This window comes from Leclercia sp. Colony189 (genome assembly GCF_009740165.1).
GTDB lineage: Bacteria > Pseudomonadota > Gammaproteobacteria > Enterobacterales > Enterobacteriaceae > Enterobacter.
In genome coordinates this window covers 1,557,928-1,571,984 of record NZ_CP046557.1, presented here as the reverse complement: position 1 = coordinate 1,571,984, position 14,057 = coordinate 1,557,928, and the positions used below count along the sequence as shown (strand labels likewise).

At 58.7% G+C, this 14,057-nt stretch carries 14 protein-coding genes; 3 read left to right on the top strand and 11 right to left on the bottom strand.

The window, feature by feature from the left end; genetic code table 11:
• Nucleotides 1–2 precede the first annotated feature (2 nt).
• From potG to nfsA, 5 genes are all read right to left on the bottom strand, one after another.
• Entirely contained in the window at nt 3–1,136 is a 1,134-nt protein-coding gene (gene potG / locus GNG29_RS07375) for a putrescine ABC transporter ATP-binding subunit PotG (protein WP_156654178.1), read from the bottom strand.
• Between the two features lie 96 nt (nt 1,137–1,232).
• Nucleotides 1,233–2,345, bottom strand: coding sequence for a spermidine/putrescine ABC transporter substrate-binding protein PotF (gene potF / locus GNG29_RS07370; protein WP_103178859.1), 1,113 nt, complete (start codon nt 2,343–2,345; stop codon nt 1,233–1,235).
• A 349-nt stretch (nt 2,346–2,694) separates the two neighbouring features.
• Nucleotides 2,695–3,171, bottom strand: coding sequence for a YbjN domain-containing protein (locus GNG29_RS07365; RefSeq protein WP_103178858.1), 477 nt, complete (start codon nt 3,169–3,171; stop codon nt 2,695–2,697).
• A 61-nt stretch (nt 3,172–3,232) separates the two neighbouring features.
• A complete protein-coding gene (gene rimK, locus GNG29_RS07360; RefSeq protein WP_103178857.1) occupies nt 3,233–4,135 on the bottom strand; it encodes a 30S ribosomal protein S6--L-glutamate ligase in 903 nt (300 codons plus the stop codon).
• Between the two features lie 72 nt (nt 4,136–4,207).
• Entirely contained in the window at nt 4,208–4,930 is a 723-nt protein-coding gene (nfsA, locus tag GNG29_RS07355) for an oxygen-insensitive NADPH nitroreductase (protein WP_103178856.1), read from the bottom strand.
• Nucleotides 4,931–5,111: 181 nt separating this feature from the next.
• Here nfsA and GNG29_RS07350 point away from each other — a divergent pair, with 181 nt between their 5' ends.
• The gene (locus tag GNG29_RS07350) at nt 5,112–5,381 is read left to right on the top strand and encodes a GrxA family glutaredoxin (RefSeq protein ID WP_103178855.1); all 270 of its coding nucleotides are present in this window, start codon (nt 5,112–5,114) and stop codon (nt 5,379–5,381) included.
• A gap of 13 nt (nt 5,382–5,394) precedes the next feature.
• On the opposite strand, the gene GNG29_RS07345 is transcribed toward GNG29_RS07350, so the two are convergent.
• Entirely contained in the window at nt 5,395–5,784 is a 390-nt protein-coding gene (locus tag GNG29_RS07345; RefSeq protein WP_156654177.1) for an inner membrane protein YbjM, read from the bottom strand.
• 273 nt (nt 5,785–6,057) lie between these two features.
• Here GNG29_RS07345 and GNG29_RS07340 point away from each other — a divergent pair, with 273 nt between their 5' ends.
• Together GNG29_RS07340 and GNG29_RS07335 are read left to right on the top strand one after the other, a co-directional pair.
• Entirely contained in the window at nt 6,058–7,743 is a 1,686-nt protein-coding gene (locus tag GNG29_RS07340; protein ID WP_103178853.1) for an aspartate:alanine antiporter, read from the top strand.
• Nucleotides 7,744–8,017: 274 nt separating this feature from the next.
• The gene (locus tag GNG29_RS07335) at nt 8,018–8,554 is read left to right on the top strand and encodes a sterol desaturase family protein (protein ID WP_156654176.1); all 537 of its coding nucleotides are present in this window, start codon (nt 8,018–8,020) and stop codon (nt 8,552–8,554) included.
• On the opposite strand, the gene crtB is transcribed toward GNG29_RS07335, so the two are convergent.
• The 5 genes from crtB to GNG29_RS07310 are packed head-to-tail and all read right to left on the bottom strand — an operon-like array spanning nt 8,493 to nt 14,007.
• Complete coding sequence (gene crtB, locus GNG29_RS07330; protein WP_103178851.1) at nt 8,493–9,419, bottom strand: 15-cis-phytoene synthase CrtB; 927 nt, start codon at nt 9,417–9,419, stop codon at nt 8,493–8,495. The genes GNG29_RS07335 and crtB overlap by 62 nt on opposite strands.
• Nucleotides 9,416–10,894: a phytoene desaturase gene (locus GNG29_RS07325; RefSeq protein WP_103178850.1), complete on the bottom strand. Its 1,479-nt coding sequence runs from the start codon at nt 10,892–10,894 to the stop codon at nt 9,416–9,418. The genes crtB and GNG29_RS07325 overlap by 4 nt, the downstream gene beginning before the upstream one ends.
• Nucleotides 10,887–12,062: a lycopene beta-cyclase CrtY gene (gene crtY / locus GNG29_RS07320; RefSeq protein WP_103178849.1), complete on the bottom strand. Its 1,176-nt coding sequence runs from the start codon at nt 12,060–12,062 to the stop codon at nt 10,887–10,889. The genes GNG29_RS07325 and crtY overlap by 8 nt, the downstream gene beginning before the upstream one ends.
• Nucleotides 12,062–13,090, bottom strand: coding sequence for a type 2 isopentenyl-diphosphate Delta-isomerase (gene fni / locus GNG29_RS07315; RefSeq protein ID WP_156654175.1), 1,029 nt, complete (start codon nt 13,088–13,090; stop codon nt 12,062–12,064). Before fni ends, crtY begins: the two co-directional genes overlap by 1 nt.
• Nucleotides 13,087–14,007, bottom strand: coding sequence for a polyprenyl synthetase family protein (locus GNG29_RS07310; protein WP_103178847.1), 921 nt, complete (start codon nt 14,005–14,007; stop codon nt 13,087–13,089). The genes fni and GNG29_RS07310 overlap by 4 nt, the downstream gene beginning before the upstream one ends.
• Nucleotides 14,008–14,057 lie beyond the last annotated feature (50 nt).

Sequence of the window (14,057 nt, the reverse complement as noted above, 5' to 3'; positions counted from 1 at the left end):
CCTTATACCGTCAGCACAACGCAGCTATCGGCTTCCCAGCACAGACGCACTTCGTCACCCCAGGTTGGCAACCCCTTGCGATAGCGGAAGGTGTTCTGCAATTGCGCACTGATCATCTGCCCGCTCTTCAGGCGGACATGGTAGATGGAGAGATCGCCGAGGTAAGCGATATGCACCACCTCCCCCACGGCAAAGTTGTAGCCATCCGCGGGCGCCTCTTCGCAGAGGGTGATTTTTTCCGGGCGCAGGGCCACGTAGACCGGCACGTTATCCGCTACCGAGTTGTCCGCCGCCACTTTCAGCGGGTGGATCAGCCCCGGTGAGTCAATCACCAGCCCGTCCTCTTCGCGGCTTTTCAGCAGCCCTTCAAATACGTTCATGGAGCCGATAAATTCGGCGCTGTAGCGGGTGGTCGGGTGCTCGTAAATCTCTTCCGGCTCGCCAATCTGCACGAACTTGCCGCGGTTCATGATGGCGATACGCCCGGCCATGGTCATCGCCTCTTCCTGGTCGTGGGTTACCATCACGCAGGTCACGCCCACGCGCTCGAGAATATCCACCACTTCCAGCTGCATACGGTCGCGCAGCTTTTTATCCAGCGCCCCCATCGGCTCATCGAGCAGCAGCAGCTTTGGCCGCTTCGCCAGGCTACGGGCCAGGGCCACGCGCTGACGCTGGCCGCCGGAGAGCTGGTGCGGCTTGCGCTTCGCAAACTCCTGCATGTGCACCAGGCTCAGCATTTCGGCCACGCGGGCGGTGATTTCCGCTTTTGGCAGTTTGTCCTGCTTCAGGCCAAAGGCGATGTTCTGCTCCACGGTCATGTGCGGAAAGAGGGCATAAGACTGGAACATCATATTGATCGGGCGCTGATAGGGCGGCACCCGGGAGAGGTCGACGCCATCCAGCATAATCTGCCCGGCGCTGGGCTGTTCAAACCCGGCGAGCATGCGCAGCAAGGTCGATTTCCCGCAGCCAGATGCGCCAAGCAGAGCAAAAATTTCACCTTTGTAGATAGTCAGGCTGACATCATCCACGGCATTCTGACCATCAAAAGATTTGGTCAGGTTACGGATTTCCAGCAGCGGGGTCAGCGCTTTACGGGTTTTCGCCTGCGGGCGGGGGATCGCGTCGTTCACGGGGTGCTCTCCGGCATCAATCAAAATGGTGCAGGCGCACCAGAACGGTGCGCCTGTTGCCGGGGGCGCTACGCTTGCCCGGCCTACGACGAACGGTTATTTACCGCTTTTCACTTTCGTCCACGCACGGGTACGGACGCGGTCAATTTTCGGCTCCTGCACGCTCAGGGTAAACATCTTGGCGCGCACCTCTGCCGGCGGGTAGATCCCCGGGTTATCACGCACTTCAGCGCTGACAAGTTTCGTGGCCTCTTTGTTGCCGTTGGCATAGAAGACGTGGTCAGAGATGTGGGCGATAACTTCCGGACGCAGCAGATAGTTCAGGAACTGATAGGCTTCCTCTTTGTTTTTTGCATCGGCTGGCATCGCGAAGACGTCAAAGAAGGCCATTGCCCCCTCTTTCGGGATTGAATAGGCGATATTCACGCCGTTTTTCGCCTCTTTCGCGCGGTTCGCCGCCTGCCACACGTCCCCTGCCCAACCGATGGCTACGCAGATATCGCCGTTTGCCAGATCGTTGATGTACTGGGAGGAGTGGAAGTAACGGATATTTGGACGCAGCTTCAGCAGCAGGTCGGTGGCCGGACCGGTGTAGTCATCCGCTTTGGTGCTGTTGGGATCTTTGCCGAGATAGTTCAGGACGGTGGCAAAAATCTCTTCAGGCGCATCAAGGAACGACACGCCGCAGCTTTTCAGCTTCTCGAGGTTCTCTGGCTTCAGCACCAGGTCCCAGCTGTTTACCGGCGCATCGGCACCCAGCACCTGTTTCACTTTCTCGACGTTATAGCCAATGCCGGTGGTGGCCCACATGTACGGCATGGCGTATTTATTGTCCGGATCGTGTTTGGCGATAAGCTTCAGCAGCTCAGGGTCGAGGTTTTTCCAGTCCGGCAGTTTGCTTTTATCCAGCGGCTGGAACACGCCCGCAGAGAGCTGACGTTCCAGGAAGCTGGCTGACGGTACGACCAGGTCAAAGCCGGTGCTGCCCGCCATCAGTTTGCCTTCCAGCACTTCGTTAGAATCGAAGACGTCATAGACGACTTTAATCCCGGTCTCTTTTTCAAAATTGGCCACCGTATCCGGGGCGATATAATCAGACCAGTTGTAGATATGCAGCGTTTTTTGCTCTGCCGCCAGCGAGCCTGCAGAGACCGCCATCAGCGCGCCCGCAACCAGACCCGATAACCATTTTTTATTTAAAGCGATCATAGCGTTAATCCTTCTGAAAGCACGTTAACAAACGCACTAAAAATGAACACTCTTAGCCTATGCAAGAAACGTGCATAATTTATCACTCCGCCTGTAGCAGAAGATGTTACTCAGGTGGCTGTATCTGCTCGCGTTTAACAGCATCGCAAGAATAAACTGTAGCTTGTCTCCGTAGCTATAGCTCAGATTAAAAAACGCCTTTTAACAATTTTTTATGCAAGAAGTATCTATGTGATAAGCCGAATTGGCGGGATGGCGGTGAATAATTCTTTAAAGAAAGGTTAAAGTCAGCAGAAAAACGGGTGTTATGCAGCCGCCACAACAGCGACTGCCTAAATGTCAGACAGCTTTAGTGCAGAAAATTGCCCGCAGATTCAGGCTGCTCAGCGCCCTCTTCGGCGTTGTAGAGCAGATGATGGGCGCTGGCTTCCAGCATCACCATAGAGATCTGCTCTTCGCTCTGCTGGATAAAGGCCGCGAACTGCGGGAAGGTCAGCCCAACGGACGCGGATAAAGACTGGCAAACCACCAGCTTTGGCAGATTATCATCCTGTATATCGAGAAATGCTTTTACCGTCAAAGAACTGGCATTGATGGCGGACAAATCCGATGCTAAGGCCAGCAGCGCCGAGGGTTTGACCTCCGCCAGCGCGGAGAAAAGAATGACGTCATTGATCAGATCGAGCTTGGCATCGAACACGCCGTCAAAGTTTTGCATGTGCGGCAGGTGCAGCGCCTGGCAGGTGTCGCATTCAAAAAAGCTGACGCCCATGTTGTCCAGCCAGTGGCGTAACGTATCAAGTGTCGGTACTACAAGTGAATCCATAACGGTGGAACCCCTTCAAAAAAATAGTGCCTGGCCCAGGCCACACGGCGCGGCAGGCCAGTTATCCGCCCGTTTTCAGGCAAAACTCCGGCGTGGCATGGCGTTCAATCCAGCCGATCATCTTCCCGGCGATATCAATCCCGGTGGTTTTCTCAATGCCTTCCAGCCCTGGCGAGGCGTTGACTTCCATCACCAGCGGCCCTCTGTCGGCGCGTAAGATATCGACCCCGGCAACGTCCAGCCCCAGGGTTCTGGCGGCCAGCAGGGCCATCTCCCGCTCGCGTGGGGTGATCTCCACCACCCGGGCTACGCCGCCCCGATGCAGGTTAGAGCGAAAATCGCCCTCTTTCGCCTGACGCTCGATGGACGCAACCACTTCATCGCCCACCACCAGGCAGCGAATATCGCGCCCTTTCGCCTCTTTAATGTACTCCTGCACCAGAATGTGCGCGTTCAGGCCGCGAAACGCATCCACCACGCTCTCTGCCGCCTGGCGGGTTTCGGCCAGCACCACGCCAATGCCCTGGGTGCCTTCAACCAGTTTAACCACCAATGGCGCGCCGCCGACCATCTCGATCAGATCGTGGGTGTCGTCGGGCGAATGGGCAATACCGGTGATCGGCAGGTCGATTCCCTGGCGGGCCAGCAGTTGCAGGGAGCGTAGTTTGTCACGCGCCCGGGTGATCGCCACGGATTCATTCAGCGGATAACTGCCGAGCAGCTCAAACTGGCGCAGCGCGGCGGTGCCATAAAAGGTGATAGCCGAGCCAATGCGCGGAATAACCGCGTCAAAATGCGGCAGCTGGCGCCCTTTATAGTGAATAGAAGATGCCGCCGGGCTGATATTCATATAGCAGGACAGCGGATCGAGGATTTCCACCAGATGGCCGCGCTGCTGCGCCGCTTCACGCAGGCGTTTACACGACCAGAGCGTTCCATCCCGGGACAATATGGCAATTTTCACCCTGCACCTCTCAGACATGATCTGGTAAAAGCCTGCGTATCATACACGCAGGCAGGCGCAGGATGAATGGACTTATCGCGTCGCCCAGCCCTGTTTGTGCAAATAGTCGAGAATAAACGGACGATTTTCTTTGATGATGGTGCGCCGGATATGGTCGCTCCAGGTGTCGCGGCGGTTATTGGTCGCGCGGCTGAGGTAGTAGTTCGCCAGCTCCTCGTCGTACTGCGCCAGCACCGCTTTATCGACAGGTTGGTAATGGTTTTCATGCATCACCATCGCCGCAGGCAGGCGCGGCTTGACGTCCGGGTTATCCGCAGGCCAGCCCAGGCAGAGACCAAACAGCGGCAGGACATGCTTCGGCAGCTGCAGCAGCTCGGTCACAGCCTCAATGCTGTTGCGGATGCCGCCAATGTAAACCCCACCCAGCCCCAGCGACTCCGCCGCGGTCATGGCGTTCTGCGCCAGCATTGCGGTATCCACCACGCCCAACAGGAGCTGCTCGGCGAGTCCCAGCTGTGCTTCGGGGCAGATTTGCAGATGGCGGTTGAAGTCGGCGCAGAAGACCCAGAACTCCGCCGCCTCTGCCACGTGCTTTTGCCCGCCGGTGAGGGTCACCAGCTGTTCACGCATCGCGGGATCGGTAATGCGGATGATGGAGCTGCACTGGAGGAAGCTGGAGCTGGAGGTTCCCTGCGCGCCGGCAAGAATGGCCTCACGCTGGGCATCGCTGATGGGTTGATCGGTAAAATGGCGAATGGAACGGTGGGAACGAAGCAGATCAATTACGGGCGTCATGCGGTCTCTCTGTACGGGCGTTAATGACAATATCGCCAGTATAGGCAAAGAAAAGGCGGCTGTAATTGGCGAAACATAGCCTGGAGGTATCAATGTAACAGGCAGAACCTGCTTTTCATTACCGATAGTTATCGGCAATATAGCGTCATTCGCCGTCAGGCTTCGTTTCAGGAGAGAGAACATGTTTGCAGTAATTTTTGGACGTCCAGGCTGCCCTTACTGTGTGCGCGCTAAAGATCTGGCAGAAAAACTGACCGCCGAGCGTGATGATTTTAACTACCGCTACGTAGACATTCATGCCGAAGGCATCACCAAAGCCGATCTGGAAAAAACCGTCGGTAAGCCGGTTGAAACCGTACCGCAGATCTTCCTCGATCAGACCCACATCGGCGGCTTTACCGATTTTGAAGCCTATGCCAAAGCACACCTCGGGCTGTTTGCTGCCCAGTAAGCCTTTCTCGCCCTCACTCTGAGGGCGTTTTTATTCTTGCCCGGCGGTTCTCCAGCGCCCGGCGCACGAACAGAAAGAACAGCGCCCCCAACGCACACCAGAAGACCCCACTTAACAGCCAGGCCATCTCCTGCACAATCGTGCGTGAAGGGATAAAGACCAGACGCATCACCACCAGACAGAGGGGCGCGGCGAGTATTGCGCCGAGCAGCGGCCGGATGACCTCTCCTCCGCGGGAGACAAAACTGGCGACAGCACCGGGCAAGGTGAAGAACAATAATCCCAGCTCAGGACGCCCGGCGGCAATAAATGCCCCCCTTACGTTGAACGTCAGGCAGATGCACACGCCGGTGAAAAGTAAAAAACAGCAAGCCACCCCAAACCAGTTACGTTTAATATTCAAATCGTCCCCCTACAGCGCGGGCAAATTCATTTTTCGTCCACTGGACGCACTATCAGATGGTTTATATGGCATTCCATGCCTGAACGGCGCGTCGTTACGCAATCACGAGCAGATGTTGCTGTCTGTTATAAATAAAGTAATAGTTTGGTATTATTATTCGATATATATTATAGTGTGCGGCCGGGAGCCGCAGCGCTCCTCAACACCGGGAAAACAGTAGCCTAAATCACCTGTCCCTTCAACCACTTACTGGTAAACAAGAAGTTATCCTTCGTGAACATAAACGTCGCAGAATTGTTAAACGGGAATTACATCCTGCTATTATTTGTGGTACTGGCGCTGGGCCTGTGCCTGGGTAAATTACGCCTGGGATCAATCCAACTTGGTAATTCTATTGGCGTTTTAGTCGTCTCGTTATTATTAGGCCAGCAGCATTTCAGTATTAACACGGATGCCCTTAATCTGGGCTTTATGCTGTTTATTTTTTGCGTCGGTGTTGAAGCCGGACCTAACTTTTTTTCTATTTTCTTCCGCGACGGCAAAAATTACCTGATGCTGGCGCTGGTGATGGTCGGCAGCGCCCTGCTGATTGCGTTAGGCTTAGGCAAACTGTTTGGCTGGGATATCGGCCTGACGGCGGGCATGCTGGCCGGTTCGATGACCTCCACGCCGGTGCTGGTTGGCGCGGGAGATACGCTGCGCCATCTGGGGCTGGATAACGCCCAGCTCTCTATGGCGTTAGATCACCTCAGCCTTGGCTATGCCCTGACCTATCTGATTGGTCTGGTGAGCCTGATCGTGGGGGCTCGCTATCTGCCGAAGTTACAGCATCAGGATCTGCAGACCAGCGCCCAGCAAATCGCCCGCGAACGCGGTCTGGATACGGACAGCAAACGCAAAGTCTACCTCCCGGTGATCCGCGCCTACCGTGTCGGCCCGGAGCTGGTGGCCTGGGCAGACGGTAAAAACCTGCGCGAGCTGGGCATTTATCGCCAGACCGGCTGCTATATCGAACGCATCCGCCGTAACGGCATTCTGGCGAACCCGGACGGCGACGCGGTGTTGCAGATGGGGGACGATATCGCCCTGGTGGGTTATCCGGATGCGCACGCCCGTCTCGACCCGAGCTTCCGTAACGGCAAAGAGGTCTTCGACCGCGACCTGCTGGACATGCGCATCGTCACCGAAGAGATCGTGGTGAAAAACCACAACGCCGTGGGCCGCCGCCTGGGACAGCTTAAACTGACCGACCACGGCTGCTTCCTCAACCGGGTGATCCGCAGCCAGATCGAGATGCCTATCGATGACAACATCGTGCTGAACAAAGGCGACGTGTTGCAGGTGAGCGGCGACACGCGCCGCGTGAAGACCGTTGCCGACCGCATCGGCTTTATCTCCATTCACAGCCAGGTGACCGACCTGCTCGCCTTCTGCGCATTCTTTATCGTCGGCCTGATGATCGGGATGATCACCTTCCAGTTCAGCAATTTCAGCTTTGGCATCGGCAACGCTGCCGGCCTGCTGTTCGCCGGGATCATGCTCGGCTTCCTGCGCGCCAACCACCCTACCTTCGGCTATATCCCCCAGGGGGCGCTGAACATGGTGAAAGAGTTTGGCCTGATGGTGTTTATGGCGGGTGTCGGCTTAAGCGCAGGTAGCGGCATTGGCCACAGCCTGGGCGCGGTGGGCTGGCAGATGCTGGTGGCCGGGCTGATCGTCAGCCTGGTGCCGGTGGTGATCTGTTTCCTGTTCGGTGCCTACGTGCTGCGTATGAACCGCGCCATGCTGTTTGGCGCCATGATGGGGGCGCGAACCTGTGCGCCTGCGATGGAAATCATCAGCGATACCGCGCGCAGCAACATTCCGGCGCTGGGCTACGCGGGCACCTATGCCATCGCTAACGTATTGTTAACCCTCGCGGGGACGCTAATCATCATCATCTGGCCGGGTCTGGGATAAAAAATTTTTGCGCAATGACGAAAAAATTTTCGCTATGCGCAGAACTTTTCTGCCAGACGTCAGTCATAACTATTGCCACTGCTTTTCTTTGATGTCCCCAATTTGTGGAGCCCATCAACCCCGCCGTTTTGGTTCAAGGTTGATGGGTTTTTTGTTGCCTGAAACCCTGCACCAGCCCTTTCGCAAAGCCCTTTATTGCTTGCCCCCACCCTTGCTCCAAATAAGTGTTACGCTTAATCAGCCAGATCAATTTTCCCGAGCCCAAGGAGCCCCAATGCTCGCGTTGTACAACACAATGATCGTGCTTTTAACCGTTGCCGCCATGGAACTCGTCGCCGCTCTTTCCCACAAGTACATCATGCACGGCTGGGGTTGGGGATGGCATGAATCGCACCACGAGCCGCGCACAGGCTGGTTTGAGGTGAACGATCTTTACGCCGTGGTATTCGCCGTGCTGGCGATTGTGCTGATTGCACTGGGAACGTGGGGCCTGTGGCCGCTGCAGTGGATTGGTGCCGGGATGACGGCCTACGGCGCGCTCTACTTTATGGTGCATGATGGGCTGGTGCATCAGCGCTGGCCGTTTCGCTATATCCCGCGCAAAGGTTATCTCAAGCGTCTCTATCTGGCGCACCGTCTGCACCATGCGGTGCGGGGCAAAGAGGACTGCGTCTCCTTTGGTTTTCTCTATGCCCCGCCGGTAGAAAAATTGCAGGCGACGTTACGCCAGCGCAAGGCGCGTCGCGCGGCTAGCGAGGGCGCTGCCAGAGCTGAGCCGGACGCGGCGACGGCGTCGCAAAACGAGAAGTAAGCGCCAGCAAGGCGCCTTTTAGCAGTAATCCCGATTTTTCCACCGAACTGGTGCCCTGTCGATTATCCCAGGCGCGGGCACCCGCCGCGCTCACCTTCACGCCAATTTCACGGTAGACCCCGTGCGCCGAGGCAATTGCCCATGCGGATCGCAGCGGTAGCCCGGCCAGACCTTGCCGGGCAGAGGCATAGTAAGGTTCGGCTTCGGCCACCAGCCTCTGGGCAATGCCCGCGAGGGGTTGGCGCATCTGGGGTGAGGTCATTGCCGCCGGGTCGATGTCCGCCTCCGCCAGCCACCGGGCCGGCAGATAGCAGCGACCAACCCGGGCATCCTCGACAATATCCCGGGCGATATTGGTCAGCTGAAACGCCAGGCCTAAATCGCAGGCGCGATCGAGCACCGCTTCATCGCGCACGCCCATCACCCTCGCCATCATCAGCCCCACCACCCCCGCCACGCGATAGCAGTATTGCAGGGTGTCATCGAAGGTCTCGTAATGGGTCTCGCGCACATCCATGGCAAAGCCATCCAGATGATCGTAAGCCAGCTGGAGCGGGATGTTGTGCCCCAGCGCCACCTCCTGAAAGGCGGCAAAGGCGGGTTCATGCATCTCGCCCCCCTCCCAGGCGCGCAGGGTCTGGCGTTTGAGCATCTCAAGACGCTGTTCTGCCGGGGTGAGCTCTACAGGAGTGACGTTAAACCCCAGCTCCTGCCCGTCGATCACGTCGTCGCAGTAGCGGCACCAGGCGTAAAGCATCAGCACGCTACGCCGGGTGGCGGGATCGAACAGCTTTGCGGCGGTGGCAAAACTTTTTGACCCCACGGCGATGGTGTCGGTGGCGTGATCCATCAGGGTTGTGTTCATCGGGAAAGCGCCTCCAGCATCAGTCCTGCCGTTGCTTTGGCCGAGCCAATCACCCCGGGAATACCGGCGCCTGGGTGGGTACCCGCCCCGACCAGGTAGAGGTTGGGGATGCGGCTGTCGCGATTGTGCGGCCGGAACCAGGCGCTCTGGCGCAGGATCGGCTCCACCGAAAAGGCGGAGCCCAGATGCGCCCCAAGCTGGTCGCGAAAATCAAACGGGGTAAACATGCGGTGAGTCACCAGTTGGCTACGCAGCCCCGGCATGTAGTGGGCTTCGAGATAGGCAAAAATCCTGTCGCGCAGGCGCGGCCCCTCAACGTCCCAGTCGAGATCCGCCGTCCCCAGATGCGGCACAGGCGCTAACACGTAGTAGCTGCCGCAGCCCGGCGGGGCCAGGGAGGGGTCGGTGACGCAGGGGGCATGCAGATAGAGGGAAAAATCCTCCGCCAGGGCGTTTTTATTAAATATCTCGTCGATAAGCGCTTTATAGCGCGGCCCGAAACAGACGGTGTGGTGGGCCAGATCGTGCTGCTTGTTAAGGCCAAAATAGAGCACAAACAGGGAGTTACTCATCCGTTTGCGCTTAAGCGAGGCCGCGCGCGCCGCCCCTGTGGGATGATGTCCCAGCAGCTTTTCATAGGTATGCACCACGTCGGCATTGGAGGCCACCGCCGCGACCGGGATCGTCCGGCCATCTTTTAGCGTGACGGCGCTGATACGATCGCCGTCTGCCTGCAGCCGGGTCACCTCCGCATTCAACTGTAGCTCGCCGCCCAGATCCTGGTAGAGCTTCACCAGCCCCTGCACCAGCGCCCCGGTGCCGCCCCGGGCAAACCAGACGCCCCACTCCCGTTCAAGGGCGTGGATCAGGGTGTAAATGGACGAGGTGGCGAAGGGATTGCCCCCCACCAGCAGGGAATGAAACGAGAACGCCTGGCGCAACTGTTCGTTCTCGATAAAGCGGGAGACCATGCTGTAGACGCTGCGCCAGGCCTGAAGGCGGGTAAGCTGCGGCCCGGCGCGAAGCATGTCGCGAAAAGAGAGGAACGGCACCGTGCCAAGCTTGAGATAGCCCTCGTTAAACACCTCCCGCGAATAAGCGTGAAACTTGCGGTAGCCCTCTACATCGCGCGGGTTAAATCGTCTTATCTGCTCTTCCAGCCGGGTCTGCACGTTGTCGTAATCAAAGACTTCTCCCGTCTCCCAGCAGAGGCGATAGAACGGGGTCACCGGCAGCAGCTCGACATAATCGACCATGCGTTTACCGGCCAGGGTAAAGAGCTCTTCGATGGCGCTGGGATCGGTTATCACCGTCGGCCCGGCGTCAAAGGTGAATCCCTCGTCGTGATAAACGTAAGCGCGTCCGCCGGGCTTATCCCGCTGCTCCAGCAGAAGCGTGTTGATGCCCTGCGCCTGTAGCCGAATGGCCAGCGCTAATCCGCCAAAACCGGCGCCAATAATCACTGTTTTATTCATGGTGAAACGCTCGCATCCGGGGAGTGAGTTTCAGTATGGCGAGCATCGCTTCGCCGACGGGTACCGGGGGCTTGCCTGCCAGGATCCGCGCTTTATCGGCCAGAGTAATGTTTCCGGCGTAAAAGCGGGCAATCAGCCCTTCGTTAAGAGAGTAAAACCGCTGCATCACCTGCCAGCGCTTATCGGCATCCCCCGCCAGGAAGAGCATGCGGTTGAGGGAGCGGAAAAAGCGCTGCTCGCGCCACTGGCGCAGGGAGTAGCGATGGATAACGGAAAAAAGCGCGGCTGCGCTGCTATCCGCGCTTGCGGCAATAGCCTCGGCCAGCGCCACCGCGTGAGGCAGAGAATAGCCGGTGGTGGCATGAAACAGCCCGGCGCGCAGGCCGCTGCAGGGCTGTTTGTCTCGCCCCTGCCAGAAGGCCGGGAAATCGCCCGCCAGCATAATGGGGAGGTCGCCCTGCTCTTCGCGCTCAAGATGCGCCAGCGCCCAGCACTGCTCGCGGGCATAATCGGCGATGTTTTGCCGCGCAACGCCAGCATCCAGTCGGGCGGCGTCAACGTAGTGAGTATCTTCGATCAAGAGTTCGGTGGCGGAAAGCGGCAGCGTGTAGACAAAGCGATACCCGCCCTGCTGATTGACCGTGGCATCCATCAGGATGGGCCGGGTCAGGCCATGGGGCTCGCTCAGACGCCACTGCTGGCCGAGGAAAGACTGGCTGCCGGTAGTAAGATGCCTGTCCGCCATGTAGCCCCGACCATCAATGACCGCCCGGGCCTGGAGCGTGGTGCCGTCAGCAAGCGTCACCGACGTCGGGGTGAGCGCGGTGACTGCGACGCGGGTATGCAGATTGTCGCCGCAGGTCGCGGTCAACACCTCGGCAAAACGTTCGGAGGTGATGCTGAGATAGTCCCCGGCAAGGGTGCGGTTCAGGTCCGGAAAGCGGACGTCATACCCCTGCCAGCGGTGAGCCACCAGCGGGGCAACCCAGCGATGCTGTTCCGGAGTAATGTCGCCCTCGTGAAAAGACCAGGTGTGATTCCCGCCAGGCTTACTGTCAGCCTCAAGAAGCAGTACGCGCAGCGCCGGCTGTAGCTGTCGCAGGCGTAAGGCGATCAGCCCGTTGGCCAGTCCGCCGCCCGCTAAGATGATATCCCATGCTGGCGCCATTACGTTTGCGCCACCAGCGTGGCCTGACGCAGCTGGGCCAGGTTTGCACTGCCGGTGCAGAAGCAGGCGACGCGCAGCTGGTCGATAATCACCTGAAAATGGTCGATAACCGCCTCGCTGGAGGTTAACGCGCTTTGCAGCACGCCGGCCGCCTGCCCCACCAGGCTTGCGCCTAAGCGGATCGCTTTTGCCACCTCAATGCCGTTGGCGATCCCGCCCGAGGCCACCAGCGGCATATCGGGCAGCGCCTGATGCAGATCCTGGAGCGCCGTTGCGGTCGGGATCCCCCAGTCGGCAAAGGCCATCGCCACCGCCCGGTCGTGGGCATTAACGGCGCGTTCGCCCTCAACCGCCGCCCAGCTGGTGCCCCCGGCACCGGCGACATCCAGCATCGCCACACCTGCCGCGACCAGCTTGCGGGCCACCGGTACCGAAATCCCGCTGCCCACCTCTTTGACCACCACCGGCACATGCAGCGCCTCGACGGTGCGATGGATGGCATCGATGACGCCGCACCAGTTGCGATCCCCACCGTGCTGCAGCGCCTCCTGCAGCGGGTTAAGGTGGATGATGAGCGCATCCGCCGCGAGGGTCTCGACGGCCCGTTTGGCATAATCCAGCCCCTGTGGTCCCGCGATTTGCGCCGCGCCGAGGTTCGCCATCAGCACAATGTCCGGGGCAACGGCTCGGAGTTCGCGCGTCAGGCCATACCTGGCGTCACTCTCCAGCGCCACGCGCTGGGAGCCCACCCCCATCGCCAGCCCCAGCGTCTGGGCGGCGGTGGCAAGGTGTTGGTTAATCTGGCTCGCCCGGCGGGTGCCGCCGGTCATGGAGCTTATCAGCAGCGGCGCGTTCAGGGTTCGGCCAAACAGCGGGGTCGAGAGGTCAATCTCATCAAGATGCAGTTCGGGCAGTGCGCAATGCCCGAAGCGCCATTTTTCAAAGCCGCTGGTACACTTTTTTACGCCGGGCGTGCTGTTAAGGACGATATCGAGATGATCGCTTTTACGTTGCGACAGGCTGCTCATTGACACTCCGACAGGGATAATGACAGGCTCTGGCTGATAAGCGTCAGCTGTTTTTCAAACCAGATGTGAACATAGTAGCGGGCGGTATTTCCCGGCTGACAGGCGGTAGCAATATGCTGATCGGCGCTGCGCACGTGCTCGCGCAGCCGCAGGAAGACACTCTCTGCCCCGAGCACGGCAACCAGCGTCGATTTGTCTTTATCCTGATGCGGATCTTTGCCGTTGGCACTGGAGCCATCGGTCAGGTCATCAATCAGCTGGAAGGCCTGGCCGAGATCGCGGGCAAAAAAGCGCAACCGTTCGCTGACCGGAGGTGGCGCGTCGGCCGCAATCGCCGCCAGTTGCAGGGTGGCGTTAAACAGGCTGCTGGTTTTCAGCTCATTGGTCAGGAGGATCTCATCGGTGTTTCGGTTCTGGCGAGCCTCATTGAGATCGCGAAATTGTCCCTGCACCAGCCCCATATGCCCCACGGACGCAGAGAGCTCAGCAATCGCCCGCGCTTTTGCCTCGTGGGTCAGCGAAGGCGTGCGGGAGATGACGCAAAAAGCGTGACTGAGCAGCGCCACCGCTGCCAGAATCGCCACGTGTTCGCCATACTGGTAGTGAACCGTAGGCCGCCCGCGGCGGAGCGTAGCGTTGTCCATGCAGGGCATGTCATCCAGGATCAGGGAGGCGACATGGACCATCTCAATGGCGCAGGCCAGATCGAGAATGCCCGTCGGCTCTGTTTTGTAGCCCATATCCCGCGCCGCCAGCAGCAGCAACAGAGGGCGCATGCGCTTGCCCGCGACAAGCGTGGCATCGCGCATGGCCGCATAGACCTGCCCTTCCTGCTCTCCCGCAGGCAAAAGTTGTTCGAGACGTTGCTCAAACGCAGACAGCAGCATTTTCACATCATCTTCATGACTGTGGGTCATAGTGGCTTCCCCGGTGTTATGGTGGCGACGTCCGCAGAAGAGGTAGAAAC

What these genes read in the sequence shown, in the direction of transcription:
- GNG29_RS07310 (WP_103178847.1), bottom strand. Translation starts at nt 14,007, where the DNA reads ATGACCCACAGTCATGAAGATGATGTGAAAATGCTGCTGTCTGCGTTT.
- GNG29_RS07365 (WP_103178858.1), bottom strand. Translation starts at nt 3,171, where the DNA reads ATGGATTCACTTGTAGTACCGACACTTGATACGTTACGCCACTGGCTG.
- GNG29_RS07325 (WP_103178850.1), bottom strand. Translation starts at nt 10,894, where the DNA reads ATGAATAAAACAGTGATTATTGGCGCCGGTTTTGGCGGATTAGCGCTG.
- GNG29_RS07350 (WP_103178855.1), top strand. Translation starts at nt 5,112, where the DNA reads ATGTTTGCAGTAATTTTTGGACGTCCAGGCTGCCCTTACTGTGTGCGC.
- nfsA (WP_103178856.1), bottom strand. Translation starts at nt 4,930, where the DNA reads ATGACGCCCGTAATTGATCTGCTTCGTTCCCACCGTTCCATTCGCCAT.
- potF (WP_103178859.1), bottom strand. Translation starts at nt 2,345, where the DNA reads ATGATCGCTTTAAATAAAAAATGGTTATCGGGTCTGGTTGCGGGCGCG.
- GNG29_RS07335 (WP_156654176.1), top strand. Translation starts at nt 8,018, where the DNA reads ATGCTCGCGTTGTACAACACAATGATCGTGCTTTTAACCGTTGCCGCC.
- fni (WP_156654175.1), bottom strand. Translation starts at nt 13,090, where the DNA reads ATGAGCAGCCTGTCGCAACGTAAAAGCGATCATCTCGATATCGTCCTT.
- crtB (WP_103178851.1), bottom strand. Translation starts at nt 9,419, where the DNA reads ATGAACACAACCCTGATGGATCACGCCACCGACACCATCGCCGTGGGG.
- crtY (WP_103178849.1), bottom strand. Translation starts at nt 12,062, where the DNA reads ATGGCGCCAGCATGGGATATCATCTTAGCGGGCGGCGGACTGGCCAAC.